18 protein-coding genes are annotated in these 12736 nt (G+C 50.9%); 12 read left to right on the top strand and 6 right to left on the bottom strand.

All coding sequences use genetic code 11. From position 1 onward, the window contains the following. Positions 1-15 precede the first annotated feature (15 nt). From rpsD to PYW49_RS20615, 6 genes are all read left to right on the top strand, one after another. Positions 16-636, top strand: a complete 621-nt coding sequence (gene rpsD, locus PYW49_RS20640) for a 30S ribosomal protein S4 (protein WP_004868345.1) — start codon at positions 16-18, stop codon at positions 634-636. Between the two features lie 25 nt (positions 637-661). Then, positions 662-1651 carry a DNA-directed RNA polymerase subunit alpha gene (locus PYW49_RS20635; protein ID WP_002919219.1) on the top strand — a complete coding sequence of 330 codons (990 nt, stop codon included), beginning with the start codon at positions 662-664 and terminating at the stop codon, positions 1649-1651. A gap of 40 nt (positions 1652-1691) precedes the next feature. Then, positions 1692-2075 carry a 50S ribosomal protein L17 gene (rplQ, locus tag PYW49_RS20630; RefSeq protein WP_001216368.1) on the top strand — a complete coding sequence of 128 codons (384 nt, stop codon included), beginning with the start codon at positions 1692-1694 and terminating at the stop codon, positions 2073-2075. A 107-nt stretch (positions 2076-2182) separates the two neighbouring features. After that, the gene (locus PYW49_RS20625; RefSeq protein ID WP_320387393.1) at positions 2183-2551 is read left to right on the top strand and encodes a DnaJ family domain-containing protein; all 369 of its coding nucleotides are present in this window, start codon (positions 2183-2185) and stop codon (positions 2549-2551) included. A 2-nt stretch (positions 2552-2553) separates the two neighbouring features. After that, on the top strand, positions 2554-2979 hold the full coding sequence (zntR, locus tag PYW49_RS20620; RefSeq protein ID WP_134347531.1) for a Zn(2+)-responsive transcriptional regulator: 426 nt from the start codon (positions 2554-2556) through the stop codon (positions 2977-2979). A 57-nt stretch (positions 2980-3036) separates the two neighbouring features. Then, positions 3037-3252: an alternative ribosome-rescue factor A gene (locus PYW49_RS20615; RefSeq protein WP_047345325.1), complete on the top strand. Its 216-nt coding sequence runs from the start codon at positions 3037-3039 to the stop codon at positions 3250-3252. Here PYW49_RS20615 and mscL read toward each other — a convergent pair whose 3' ends face one another. From mscL to def, 5 genes are all read right to left on the bottom strand, one after another. Beyond that, on the bottom strand, positions 3253-3663 hold the full coding sequence (gene mscL / locus PYW49_RS20610) for a large-conductance mechanosensitive channel protein MscL (protein ID WP_023309449.1): 411 nt from the start codon (positions 3661-3663) through the stop codon (positions 3253-3255). Between the two features lie 146 nt (positions 3664-3809). After that, positions 3810-5186, bottom strand: coding sequence for a Trk system potassium transporter TrkA (gene trkA / locus PYW49_RS20605; RefSeq protein WP_047345326.1), 1377 nt, complete (start codon positions 5184-5186; stop codon positions 3810-3812). 22 nt (positions 5187-5208) lie between these two features. Then, positions 5209-6495 (bottom strand): 16S rRNA (cytosine(967)-C(5))-methyltransferase RsmB, encoded by a 1287-nt coding sequence (gene rsmB, locus PYW49_RS20600; RefSeq protein ID WP_320387392.1) that lies wholly within the window; start codon positions 6493-6495, stop codon positions 5209-5211. Positions 6496-6547: 52 nt separating this feature from the next. Further along, on the bottom strand, positions 6548-7495 hold the full coding sequence (gene fmt, locus PYW49_RS20595) for a methionyl-tRNA formyltransferase (RefSeq protein ID WP_320387391.1): 948 nt from the start codon (positions 7493-7495) through the stop codon (positions 6548-6550). 25 nt (positions 7496-7520) lie between these two features. Beyond that, positions 7521-8030, bottom strand: a complete 510-nt coding sequence (gene def / locus PYW49_RS20590) for a peptide deformylase (RefSeq protein WP_008503479.1) — start codon at positions 8028-8030, stop codon at positions 7521-7523. A 127-nt stretch (positions 8031-8157) separates the two neighbouring features. Here def and dprA point away from each other — a divergent pair, with 127 nt between their 5' ends. From dprA to PYW49_RS20560, 6 genes are read left to right on the top strand one after another with little or no spacing between them, the layout of a single operon-like run. Next, positions 8158-9282: a DNA-protecting protein DprA gene (gene dprA / locus PYW49_RS20585; RefSeq protein ID WP_320387390.1), complete on the top strand. Its 1125-nt coding sequence runs from the start codon at positions 8158-8160 to the stop codon at positions 9280-9282. After that, the gene (gene smg, locus PYW49_RS20580) at positions 9254-9727 is read left to right on the top strand and encodes a DUF494 family protein Smg (RefSeq protein ID WP_008503477.1); all 474 of its coding nucleotides are present in this window, start codon (positions 9254-9256) and stop codon (positions 9725-9727) included. The genes dprA and smg overlap by 29 nt, the downstream gene beginning before the upstream one ends. A 26-nt stretch (positions 9728-9753) precedes the next feature. After that, complete coding sequence (locus tag PYW49_RS20575; RefSeq protein WP_320387389.1) at positions 9754-10308, top strand: DNA topoisomerase family protein; 555 nt, start codon at positions 9754-9756, stop codon at positions 10306-10308. Beyond that, a complete protein-coding gene (gene tsaC, locus PYW49_RS20570; RefSeq protein ID WP_134347525.1) occupies positions 10301-10873 on the top strand; it encodes an L-threonylcarbamoyladenylate synthase type 1 TsaC in 573 nt (190 codons plus the stop codon). The genes PYW49_RS20575 and tsaC overlap by 8 nt, the downstream gene beginning before the upstream one ends. A gap of 4 nt (positions 10874-10877) precedes the next feature. Continuing rightward, complete coding sequence (aroE, locus tag PYW49_RS20565; RefSeq protein ID WP_134347524.1) at positions 10878-11696, top strand: shikimate dehydrogenase; 819 nt, start codon at positions 10878-10880, stop codon at positions 11694-11696. Then, positions 11693-11941 (top strand): DUF1488 family protein, encoded by a 249-nt coding sequence (locus PYW49_RS20560; protein ID WP_134347523.1) that lies wholly within the window; start codon positions 11693-11695, stop codon positions 11939-11941. The genes aroE and PYW49_RS20560 overlap by 4 nt, the downstream gene beginning before the upstream one ends. On the opposite strand, the gene PYW49_RS20555 is transcribed toward PYW49_RS20560, so the two are convergent. Then, positions 11917-12471 carry a gamma carbonic anhydrase family protein gene (locus PYW49_RS20555; protein WP_134347522.1) on the bottom strand — a complete coding sequence of 185 codons (555 nt, stop codon included), beginning with the start codon at positions 12469-12471 and terminating at the stop codon, positions 11917-11919. The two genes, PYW49_RS20560 and PYW49_RS20555, sit on opposite strands and share 25 nt — an antisense overlap. Between the last annotated feature and the right edge of the window lie 265 nt (positions 12472-12736).

The following is a 12736-nucleotide window of genomic DNA, read 5'->3' as shown; positions in this document are numbered from 1 at the left end:
AGTTGGAGATAGAAAATGGCAAGATATTTGGGTCCTAAGCTCAAGCTGAGCCGTCGTGAGGGCACCGACTTATTCCTTAAGTCTGGCGTTCGCGCGATCGATACCAAGTGTAAAATTGAACAAGCTCCTGGCCAGCACGGTGCGCGTAAACCGCGTCTGTCTGACTATGGTGTGCAGTTGCGTGAAAAGCAAAAAGTTCGCCGTATGTACGGTGTGCTGGAGCGTCAGTTCCGTAACTACTATAAAGAAGCAGCACGTCTGAAAGGCAACACAGGTGAAAACCTGCTGGCTCTGCTGGAAGGTCGTCTGGACAACGTTGTATACCGTATGGGCTTCGGCGCTACTCGTGCTGAATCACGTCAGCTGGTTAGCCACAAAGCAATCATGGTAAACGGTCGTGTTGTTAACATCGCTTCTTATCAGGTTAAAGCGAATGACGTTGTTAGCATTCGTGAGAAAGCGAAAAAGCAATCTCGCGTGAAGGCCGCTCTGGAGCTGGCTGAGCAGCGTGAAAAGCCAACCTGGCTGGAAGTTGATGCTGGCAAGATGGAAGGTACGTTCAAGCGTCAGCCAGAACGTTCTGATCTGTCTGCGGACATTAACGAACACCTGATCGTCGAGCTTTACTCCAAGTAAAGCTTAGTACCAAAGAGAGGACACAATGCAGGGTTCTGTGACAGAGTTTCTAAAACCGCGCCTGGTAGATATCGAGCAAGTGAGTTCGACGCACGCCAAGGTGACCCTTGAGCCTTTAGAGCGTGGCTTTGGCCATACTCTGGGTAACGCACTGCGCCGTATTCTGCTCTCATCGATGCCGGGTTGCGCGGTGACCGAGGTTGAGATTGATGGTGTACTTCATGAGTACAGCACCAAAGAAGGCGTTCAGGAAGATATCCTTGAAATCCTGCTCAACCTGAAAGGGCTGGCGGTGAGAGTTCAGGGTAAAGATGAAGTTATTCTTACTCTGAATAAATCTGGCATTGGCCCTGTGACTGCAGCCGACATCACCCACGACGGTGATGTTGAAATCGTCAAACCGCAGCACGTGATCTGCCACCTGACCGATGAGAACGCAGCTATTAGCATGCGTATCAAAGTTCAGCGCGGTCGTGGTTATGTGCCGGCTTCTGCCCGAATTCATTCGGAAGAAGATGAGCGCCCAATCGGCCGTCTGCTAGTCGACGCATGCTATAGCCCTGTAGAGCGTATTGCCTACAATGTTGAAGCAGCGCGTGTAGAACAGCGTACCGACCTGGACAAGCTGGTCATCGAAATGGAAACCAATGGCACAATCGATCCTGAAGAGGCGATTCGTCGTGCGGCAACCATCCTGGCAGAACAACTGGAAGCTTTCGTTGACTTACGTGATGTACGTCAGCCGGAAGTGAAAGAAGAGAAACCAGAATTCGATCCGATCCTGCTGCGCCCTGTTGACGATCTCGAATTGACTGTCCGCTCTGCTAACTGCCTCAAGGCAGAAGCTATCCACTATATCGGTGATCTGGTACAGCGTACCGAGGTTGAGTTGCTGAAAACGCCGAACCTGGGTAAAAAATCTCTTACTGAGATTAAAGACGTGCTGGCTTCACGTGGTCTGTCTCTGGGCATGCGCCTGGAAAACTGGCCACCAGCAAGCATTGCTGACGAGTAACCGGATCACAGGTTAAGGTTTTACTGAGAAGGATAAGGTCATGCGCCATCGTAAGAGTGGTCGTCAACTGAACCGCAACAGCAGCCATCGCCAGGCTATGTTCCGCAACATGGCAGGTTCACTGGTTCGTCATGAGATCATCAAGACGACCCTGCCTAAAGCGAAAGAGCTGCGTCGCGTAGTTGAGCCGCTGATTACTCTTGCCAAGACTGACAGCGTTGCTAATCGTCGTCTGGCATTCGCCCGTACTCGTGATAACGAGATCGTGGCAAAACTGTTTAACGAACTGGGCCCGCGTTTCGCGAGCCGTGCCGGTGGTTACACTCGTATTCTGAAGTGTGGTTTCCGTGCAGGCGACAACGCGCCGATGGCTTACATCGAGCTGGTTGATCGTTCAGAGAAAGCAGAAGCTGCTGCAGAGTAATCTGCAGTAACGTAAAAAAACCCGCTCCGGCGGGTTTTTTTATATCCGCGATACACCCACTTCTCTACAATGTCTGTATCAATTCTGTTCATCCCCTGGAGCCGGTAATGTGGTTGCTCGATCAGTGGGCAGAACGCTATATTCGCGATGCCCAAAAGAAAGGCGAATTCGACGATCTCCCGGGAAGCGGAGAACCTCTTGTACTTGACGATGATTCGCACATCGCACCGGAATTACGGGCTGGATACCGTTTACTGAAAAATGCAGGCTGTCTTCCTCCGGAACTTGAACATCGAAGAGAGGCTGTTGAACTGGCCGATCTTCTCAAAGGGATCCGTCAGGACGATCCTCGACACGCTGAACTTAGTCGCCGGCTCGCCCTGCTTGAACTCAAGCTGCGACAGGCAGGAATGAACACCGAGTTTCTGCACGGGGAATACAGTGAAAGATTGATACAGAAGATGAACGAGGAATAGTTATGTACCGTATCGGTGAACTTGCAAAGCTCGCGAACGTCACGCCGGATACCATCCGATATTACGAAAAGCAGCAAATGATCGATCATGAAGTTCGTACTGAAGGTGGATTTCGCCTTTATACCGATAATGATCTTCAACGTCTGCGGTTTATTCGTTATGCACGGCAGCTCGGTTTTACACTGGACTCGATCCGCGAGTTGTTATCGATTCGCATCGATCCGGAACATCATACCTGTCAGGAATCTAAGAGCATTGTGCAGGCCCGGCTTGGTGAAGTTGAAGCGCGCATTCAGGAACTGCAAACCATGCAGCGCTCTTTGCAAAGGCTGAATGATGCCTGCTGCGGGACGGCCCACAGCAGTATTTACTGTTCAATTCTCGAAGCCCTTGAACAGGGAGCGAGTGGAGAAAAACAGGGCTGTTGATTTTTAGTTCATCCGGGTCTAGACTCCCGTCGTCATAAACCCTGCTCTGGAGACATTATGAGCCGCTATCAGCACACGAAAGGACAAATTAAGGATAATGCCATTGAGGCGTTACTTCACGACCCGTTATTTAGACAGCGCGTTGAGAAAAATAAAAAAGGGAAAGGAAGTTATCTGCGTAAAGACAAGCATGAAAAACGGGGTAACTGGGAGGCCAGTGGCAAACAAGCGAATCGCTTATTTACCACTGGCCTTCCTGCTTTAAGCTGTTGATTATACGCGGTTGTTCTGCTCTTTTAACAGATCGCGAATCTCACTCAGCAGCACTTCTTCTTTTGTTGGTGCAGGTGCTGCAGCCGGCTCTTCTTTTTTACGGTTGAGCCTGTTGATCAGCTTGATAGCCATAAAAATGGCAAACGCCACAATCACGAAATCAAATACGTTCTGAATAAATACGCCGTAGTGCATCACGACTGCCGGGACATCGCCCTGTGCTTCACGTAGCGTGAAGGCGAATTGTTTAAAATCAATACCCCCAATTAACAACCCTAAAGGTGGCATGATAATGTCGGCGACTAATGATGAAACAATCTTGCCGAATGCCGCACCAATAATGACACCCACTGCCAAATCAACAACGTTCCCGCGCATCGCAAATTCGCGAAATTCTTTAATAAAACTCATTCTTCTCTCCTTGTGCCAGCTGACGACTATAAGTTTAACAAATGATTAGCCATTTGCCATTCGGGATAATTAATCGTTATGAAAAATAAAAGGCACAGAAATGAAAAGGATAAAGTTCGGGTGCGTTTTTTCAGGCACCCGATACATTAAAGGAAGAATGGACTTGGCTGGAATAAACGTTCAACGTCGGTAATAAACTTTTTATCGGTAAGGAACATAATAACGTGATCGCCTTGCTCAATACGTAAATTATCATTGGCAATCATGACATCATTTCCGCGCACAACGGCGCCGATAATTGTGCCTGGTGGCAGCTTAATTTCGTCGATCGAACGGCCCACAACGCGAGAAGTGGTTTCATCCCCGTGAGCAACAGCTTCAATGGCTTCCGCGACACCGCGACGAAGTGATGACACTCCGACAATGTCTGCTTTACGGACATGACTCAGGAGGGCGGAAATCGTCGCCTGCTGAGGCGAAATGGCAATATCAATAACGCTGCCCTGGACCAGATCGACATACGCCTTGCGCTGGATAAGCACCATGACCTTCTTTGCTCCCATACGCTTGGCGAGCATGGCGGACATAATATTCGCCTCGTCGTCGTTGGTGACAGCAATAAAAAGATCAACTTGATCAATATGCTCTTCAGCCAGCAATTCCTGATCTGACGCATCGCCATAAAATACGATCGTATTTTGCAGTTTTTCCGCCAGTTCAGCAGCACGCTGTTGATCGCGCTCGATCAGTTTCACGCTGTAGTCTTTTTCCAGCCGATGCGCCAGACCTGCCCCAATATTGCCACCGCCGACCAGCATAATGCGTTTATAGGGTTTTTCGAGACGCTGAAGTTCACTCATCACCGCACGGATATGCTGTGAGGCTGCAATAAAGAATACCTCATCACCTGCTTCCACAATTGTGGAGCCTTGCGGGCGAATGGGTCTGTCGTGACGGAAGATGGCCGCGACGCGCGTATCGATATGCGGCATATGCTCGCGCATCGTGGAAAGCGCATTGCCGATCAATGGCCCACCGTAATAGGCCTTGACGACTGCCAGGCTCACTTTACCTTCGGCAAAGTTCACTACCTGCAGGGCGCCCGGATATTCGATCAGGCGATAGATACTGTCGATAACCAGTTGCTCTGGCGCGATGAGATGATCAATAGGGACCGCTTCTGAATTAAACAGCTTCTCAGCATCGCGGACATAGTCCGGAGAGCGGATGCGTGCGATTCGGTTTGGCGTGTTGAACAGCGAGTAGGCCACCTGACAGGCCACCATATTGGTTTCGTCAGAACTTGTCACCGCAACCAGCATGTCGGCATCGTCGGCGCCCGCCTCACGAAGAACGCGTGGGTGCGAACCATGCCCCTGCACAACGCGCAGGTCAAATTTATCCTGTAAAACACGCAGGCGATCGCCGTTGGTATCAACAATTGTAATGTCGTTATTTTCGCCAACCAGGTTTTCCGCCAGCGTTCCGCCAACCTGTCCTGCACCCAGAATGATAATCTTCATATCTCGTGACCTGTTCTCAACATCACTTTTTGATTAGCTTAGCGTAAAAGAAGCCATCACCCTCTTCAGCACCCGGCAGGTTCTGCTGACCCGGGGATTCAGGCGTTCCCGTATCGCGCAGCGCGGCGTCCGGGGTACGTTTAAGGAAGGCCGCGATTTGCTGGCTGTTTTCTTCCGGCAGTATGGAGCAGGTTGCATAAACCAGCGTTCCGCCAGGTTTAAGATGTGGCCAAATGGCGTCGAGAATGTCGGATTGCAGTTGGGCAAGTTCCTTAATATCACGATCGCGGCGTAACCACTTGATGTCCGGATGACGACGAATAACACCGGTTGCAGAGCAGGGGGCATCCAGCAAAATGCGGTCGAATTGTGTTTCACCACACCATTCTGCGGGTTTGCGTCCATCGCCTTGCTTAACCTGTGCCTTCATGCCCAGACGCTTAAGGTTGTCGTAGACGCGTGATAGACGTTGTTCATCAACGTCCACCGCCATCACGCTGGCCTGCGGAGCCACTTCAAGAATATGCGTTGTTTTGCCACCAGGCGCAGCGCAGAGATCGAGGATCTGCTCACCGTTTTTAGGTTCAAGCCAGGTCATGCAACCCTGGGCAGAGGCATCCTGTACGGTTATCCAGCCTTCATCAAAACCGGGTAATGCGTGCACCGGTGCAGGCGATGCTAAACGCACGGCATCAGGATATGCGTCATGGGTGAAGCCGCTCATTCCAGCCTCTTCAAGCAAGGCCAGCCAGGCATCGCGAGAATGATGATTACGATTCACGCGTAACCACATCGGTGGACGTTGATTATTGGCTTCGGCAATATTTTGCCACTGTTGTGGCCAGGCTTTTTTCAGGCGCTTCAGCAGCCAATCCGGGTGCAGGAAACGTGTTTCGCTTTGGGCAAATTCAGCCAGAAGCTCTTCCTGCTGTCGCTGGAACTGACGCAGTACGCCGTTGATCAGCCCTTTCAGCTGAGGGCGTTTAATCGCAACGGCACCTTCCACAGTTTCTGCCAGAGCGGCATGAGGTGGGATGCGGGTATGAAGGAGTTGATAAAAACCCACCATAATCAAATAATGTACGGTGCGCTGCTTGCCTGTCATTGGGCGTGACATTAGCTTATTAATCAACCACTCAAGCTGAGAGAGTGTGCGCAGGACGCCAAAGCAGAGCTCCTGAAGCAGGGCTTTGTCTTTATCAGAGACTTTTTGTTGCAGTGGAGGCAGGACATTACTCAATGACTGACCCTGCTCGATAACCTGCTCAACGGCCTGAGCCGCCATACTACGTAGATTTTGTTTTTTCATAACCGTAAAAATAAAAATGCCCGGAAACACCGGGCCTTAAGAATAAATTTGTTCAGGCAAGGCGATTGCCCGGGATAAACCATTCGCGACGGGAATTTAACAGATCCTGAGCGCTCATGGCTTTCTTACCTGCCGGTTGTAGCGATTCAAGATTCAGAATTCCTTGCGCAGTCGCCACCTGGATACCATTCTTGCTGGCATCAATAATCGTACCGGGTTCAGCTGTGGTATCATTGCTAATGACGGAGGCCTTCCAGACTTTCACTGGCTGCTCATCAATCTCCATCCAGCTCATCGGCCACGGATTAAAGGCGCGAATGCAGCGTTCAAGTTGGGCAGCTGACAGAGACCAGTCGATCCTCGCTTCTTCTTTGCTCAGTTTTTCGGCATAAGTCACCCGCGCATCATCCTGAACTTCCGGTTTCGCCGTATTGTCAGCAAGCTGCTGGAGCGTTTCGATAAGTCCTTGCGGACCGAGGTCTGCCAGTTTGTCATACAGCGTGGCGCTGGTATCGTCTGACGTAATGGGGCAGGCCAGTTTATACAGCATGTCGCCGGTGTCTAAACCTACATCCATCTTCATGATGGTGACGCCTGTTTCAGCATCACCTGCCCACAGAGAGCGCTGGATAGGTGCTGCACCACGCCAGCGCGGGAGCAGAGACCCATGCACGTTGATGCAACCCAGGCGAGGCATATCAAGCACAGCTTTTGGCAGAATTAAACCGTAAGCCACCACCACCATCACATCGGCATTCAGGTCAGCAACCAGCTGCTGATTTTCCTGTGGACGCAACGATGCGGGCTGGAAAACGGGTAGACCATGCTCTTCTGCCAACACCTTTACCGGGCTCGGCATCAGTTTTTTACCGCGACCTGCCGGACGGTCCGGCTGGGTAAAGACGCCAACAACCTTGTGACCAGAAGATAACAGCGCGTCAAGATGACGCGCTGCAAAATCAGGGGTTCCCGCGAAGATAATACGTAGTGTTTTAGACACGATGATCCTTGTATCCGGGGGGACGTTATGCGCGAGAACGCAAACGATCCAGTTTCTCTACTTTCTGACGAATACGCTGCTGTTTCAGCGGCGAGAGATAATCGATAAACAGTTTACCGACCAGGTGATCCATCTCATGCTGAATACAAATTGCCAGCAGATCGTCTGCTTCCAGTTCGAACGGATTACCGTCACGATCCAGGGCACGAATTTTCACTTTTTCGGCACGCGGCACTAAAGCGCGCTGCTCAGGAATGGACAGACAGCCTTCCTCAATCCCGGTTTCGCCACTCTTTTCGAGCAACTCAGGGTTGATCAGTACCAGGCGGCCATCGCGATTTTCAGAAACATCGATCACGATAATACGCTTGTGAATGTCCACCTGCGTCGCCGCCAGGCCAATGCCTTCTTCGGCGTACATGGTATCGAACATATCATCAACGATACGCTGGATTTCTGCATTCACTTCTTTGACCGGTTCAGCGACGATGCGAAGGCGCTCGTCCGGAATATGTAACACTTGCAAAACTGCCATAAATTTCCAGAGTCGTGTTCAGGAGTTGATAAGAATACTCTCTCTATTCTAGACAAAACCCCCATCGATTGACAGCATCAGTGACCAATCGCAATGATTGCGCAGGCCGCTTATGGCAGGGGAAAGGATGACGTCTACCGAGATATGGCTACGGCTAATACACACAGGTTCTCTGTATGGTGATGCAATGCTCGAAGCGGCTGCACAGCTGCAGAAGCAGGAAAGCATCGATGCTCTCGTCGTCAGAAACGCCGGGCTGACAGTAAAGCAGGCTGAACGGTTTTTTGCGACAGATGAAAGTGAACTGGAACGTAGTCTTATATGGCTTGAGCAGCCGGGAAATCATTTATTGACGGCTAATCATCCGCTTTATCCCCCTTTACTCCGCGCGATTCCTGATTATCCCGGGGCGTTATTCATAAAAGGCAACCTTGAGACGCTTAATGCTGTCCAACTGGCGGTCGTCGGTAGCCGTGCGCCGTCATGGTACGGCGAGCGATGGGGAAAGATTTTCTGCGAACAACTTTCCCAAAGTGGTTTCACGATTACCAGCGGGCTGGCCTGCGGTATTGACGGCGTTGCCCATAGCGCGGCGCTGTCAGTCAAAGGGCGAAGTATAGCGGTACTGGGGAACGGTCTTTTTAGCATTTATCCCCGCCGACATCAGGCATTAGCTATGCGGATTATCGAGTCTGACGGTGCGATAGTGTCTGAGTTTCCTCTTTCTGCACAGCCCAGGCCAGCAAACTTTCCGCGTCGTAATCGAATTATCAGCGGTCTTAGTCAGGGCGTGCTGGTGGTTGAAGCGGCGCGGCGAAGCGGTTCGCTGGTCACAGCACGATGCGCGCTCGAACAGGGGCGAGAAGTTTTCGCCTTGCCTGGACCGATAGGTAACCCCGGATGCGAGGGGCCGCACTGGCTGATTAAGCAGGGGGCAACACCGGTAACGGAAGTAGGGGACATTCTTGAAAATTTGCAATATGGGCTGCAATGGCTGCAGGAAGATCCCGAAAAGCGACTTTATTCATCAGATCAGGAAAAGGTGGCATTGCCATTTCCCAAGCTCCTGGCTAACGTAGGAGATGAGGTAACACCTGTTGACGTTGTCGCTGAACGTGCCGGCCAACCTGTGCCAGTAACGGTAGCACAGCTACTCGAACTGGAGTTAGCAGGGTGGATCGCAGCTGTACCCGGCGGCTATGTCCGATTAAGGAGGGCATGCCATGTTCGACGTACTGATGTATTTGTTTGAGACTTACATCCATAACGAAGCAGAAATGCGAGTGGATCAGGACAAATTGACACAGGATCTTACCGATGCGGGGTTTGAGCGGGAAGATATCTATAATGCGTTGATGTGGCTGGAAAAACTGGCTGATTATCAGGAAGGCCTCGCCGAACCGATGCAGCTTGCTTCTGACCCATTGTCAGTACGCATTTATACCGCTGAAGAGTGTGAAAGGCTGGACGCCAGCTGCCGGGGATTCATTTTATTCCTTGAGCAGATTCAGGTGCTAAACCTCGAAACGAGAGAAATGGTGATAGAGCGCGTCATGGCGCTGGATACAGCAGAATTTGAACTGGAAGATCTCAAGTGGGTGATCCTGATGGTTCTGTTTAATATCCCGGGCTGTGAAAATGCCTATCAGCAAATGGAAGAATTACTCTTTGAAGTGAATGAAGGTATGCTGCATTAATTCAATGTGCAGCACCAAGAGTTGTTATGGCCAAATCAGCACTATTCACGGTGCATAAAAACGAGCCCTGCCCGCAGTGCGGGGCTGAACTTGTTATTCGGTCCGGGAAACACGGCCCGTTTCTCGGTTGTTCACACTATCCGGAATGTGATTATGTTCGTCCTCTGAAAAGCCAGGCGGATGGACATATCGTTAAAATTCTGGAGGGACAGCTTTGCCCTCTCTGCGGTGGCGAATTAGCGCTACGCCAGGGGCGTTTCGGCATGTTTATTGGATGTAGTAGTTATCCGGAATGTGAACATACGGAACAGATTGATAAGCCTGATGAAACGGCGATTGCCTGTCCTCAGTGTCAGCGCGGGCAACTGGTACAGCGTCGATCTCGTTTTGGTAAGACCTTCCATTCCTGCGATCGCTACCCTGATTGCCAGTTTGTTATCAATTTTAAACCGGTAGCGGGAACCTGCCCTCAATGCAATTATCCGCTACTCATAGAGAAGAAAACCGCGCAAGGTATGAAACGCTTCTGCGCCAGTAAACAATGTGGAAAGCCGGTTACGGCGGATCAAAATAGTGAATAATAACCTGCCATCAGGCTCTATTGCGCATGCAGTGGACGTACTGAAAAATGAAGAAGTCATCGCCTATCCAACTGAAGCTGTTTTTGGGGTCGGTTGCGATCCTGACAGCGAGACGGCTGTGAGCCGCCTGCTTACTTTAAAACAAAGACCCGTCGAGAAAGGGCTGATTTTGATCGCTGCGAATTATGAGCAGCTTAAACCCTATATAGATGACTCTATGCTGACGCCGGCGCAGCGCGAGACTATCTTCTCCGCATGGCCTGGGCCGGTGACCTTCGTCTTCCCGGCGCAGCCGACAACGCCACGCTGGTTAACCGGACGCTTTAATACCCTCGCCGTTCGCGTAACTGACCACCCGCTGGTCGTAGAGCTTTGCCTCGCATATGGCAAACCGCTGGTTTCAACCAGCGCCAACCTGACCGGATTGCCACCTTGCCGGACAACCGAAGAAGTATTGGCACAGTTCGGGAAAGACTTCCCTGTTGCTGTCGGTGAAACGGGAGGGCGCCTGAATCCGTCCGAAATTCGTGACGCTCTGACCGGCGAACGTTTTCGCCAGGGATAATCTCATGGAAACCTATGCTGTTTTTGGTAATCCGATTGCGCACAGCAAATCACCGTTGATCCATCAGCAATTTGCGAAGCAGCTGCAGATAAATCATCCCTACGGTCGCGTACTGGCACCAGTGGATGCATTTGTTGCAACGCTGGAGGCTTTTTTCGCCGCGGGCGGTAAAGGCGCGAATGTGACGGTACCTTTTAAAGAGGAAGCTTTCGAACGTGCGGATGAGCTGACCGAGCGCGCTTCACTTGCTGGTGCAGTAAATACTTTAAAACGGCTTGAGGATGGTCGTCTTCTGGGTGACAACACCGACGGAATTGGTTTACTTAGCGATCTGGAAAGACTCTCCTTTATCAAGCCCGGATTCCGGGTCCTGCTGATTGGTGCGGGTGGTGCATCGCGGGGAGTGCTGTTGCCTCTGCTTTCGCTGGACTGTGCGGTAACCATTACCAACAGAACCTTTTCCCGGGCAGAAGCGCTGGCGGCGTTGTTTGCACATACCGGCAGCGTGAGTGCGGTTGCGCTTGAGGATCTTGCCGGGCGTGAATTCGATCTTGTCATCAATGCCACGTCCAGCGGCATCAATGGCGAGATCCCGGCAATCCCCGCTTCGCTGGTAAGCGCTCATATGTACTTCTATGACATGTTTTATCAGAAAGGGAAGACTCCTTTTCTGAATTGGTGTGAACAACACGGTGCGAAACATATAGCCGATGGACTGGGAATGCTGGTGGGTCAGGCTGCGCATGCGGTGTTGCTCTGGCATGGTGTGTTGCCTGCAGTCGAGCCGGTCATTGAAAAGTTAAAGCAGGAGCTTTCGGCGTGAATCAGGCTATTCACTTCCCGGACAGAGAGAACTGGGATGAGAGTAAACAAGCAGTCTGTTTCCCGGTGCTGGTGCAGGGTATGCAACTTACCTGTGCCATTTCGGGGGAAACACTGTTGCGTCGTTTTGGCGGTTCTGAACCGATAAAGGCATTTTGTGAAAATCGCTGGGATCTGGAAGAAGAAGCCAGCGATTTAATCCGTGAACAGCAGGAGGACGATCAGGGCTGGGTTTGGTTGTCCTGATTCAGATAGTCATTCTTCCATTTAACGTAGTTGTTCGCTGAGTATTTTAATCCTTCGATCTCTGCCTCCTTCAGGGGGCGGATCTGCTTTACCGGGCTTCCCAGATAGAGGTAGCCGCTCTCGAGTCTTTTGTTTTGCGGGACAAGGCTACCGGCACCAATCATTACGTCATCTTCTACTATGACACCATCAAGTAAAATCGACCCCATGCCAACGAGTACCCGGTTTCCGATAGTGCAGCCGTGAAGCATCACTTTATGACCGACGGTAACCTCTTCTCCAATGATGAGTGGATTACCTTCCGGATTATAAGAAGACTTGTGGGTAACATGCAGAACGCTACCGTCCTGAATATTGGTACGTGTGCCAATCGACACATAGTTAACATCTCCCCTGATGGCGACGAGCGGCCAGATGCTGACATCATCCGCCATACGGACATCACCAATGACCACGCTGCTGGCATCGATCATCACGCGATCGCCTTTTTGGGGGAACAGATCTTTATAAGGACGTAATACTGCGGGCATATCTACCTCTAAGGATGAGCGCTATACAGAAGACTTTGATCATATTATTGGATCGAGGCAAGGCAAAATACGTCAATATTTAAGCAAATCGGGCGGGATTTCAGCGAAAAGCGCGGAAAATCAACAGTCGGAAAAAAAGATCTAAAAAATACTTGTGCTAAAAATTGGGATCCCTATAATGCGCCTCCATCGACACGGCGGATGTGAATCACTTCACAAACAACCCGGTCGGTTGAAGAGAAAAAATCCTGAAATAACGGGTTGA

The organism is Enterobacter chinensis (genome assembly GCF_034008295.1).
GTDB lineage: Bacteria > Pseudomonadota > Gammaproteobacteria > Enterobacterales > Enterobacteriaceae > Enterobacter > Enterobacter chinensis.
Note: the sequence above shows the minus strand (reverse complement) of the source record. Positions and strands in the feature narration are given on the sequence as shown.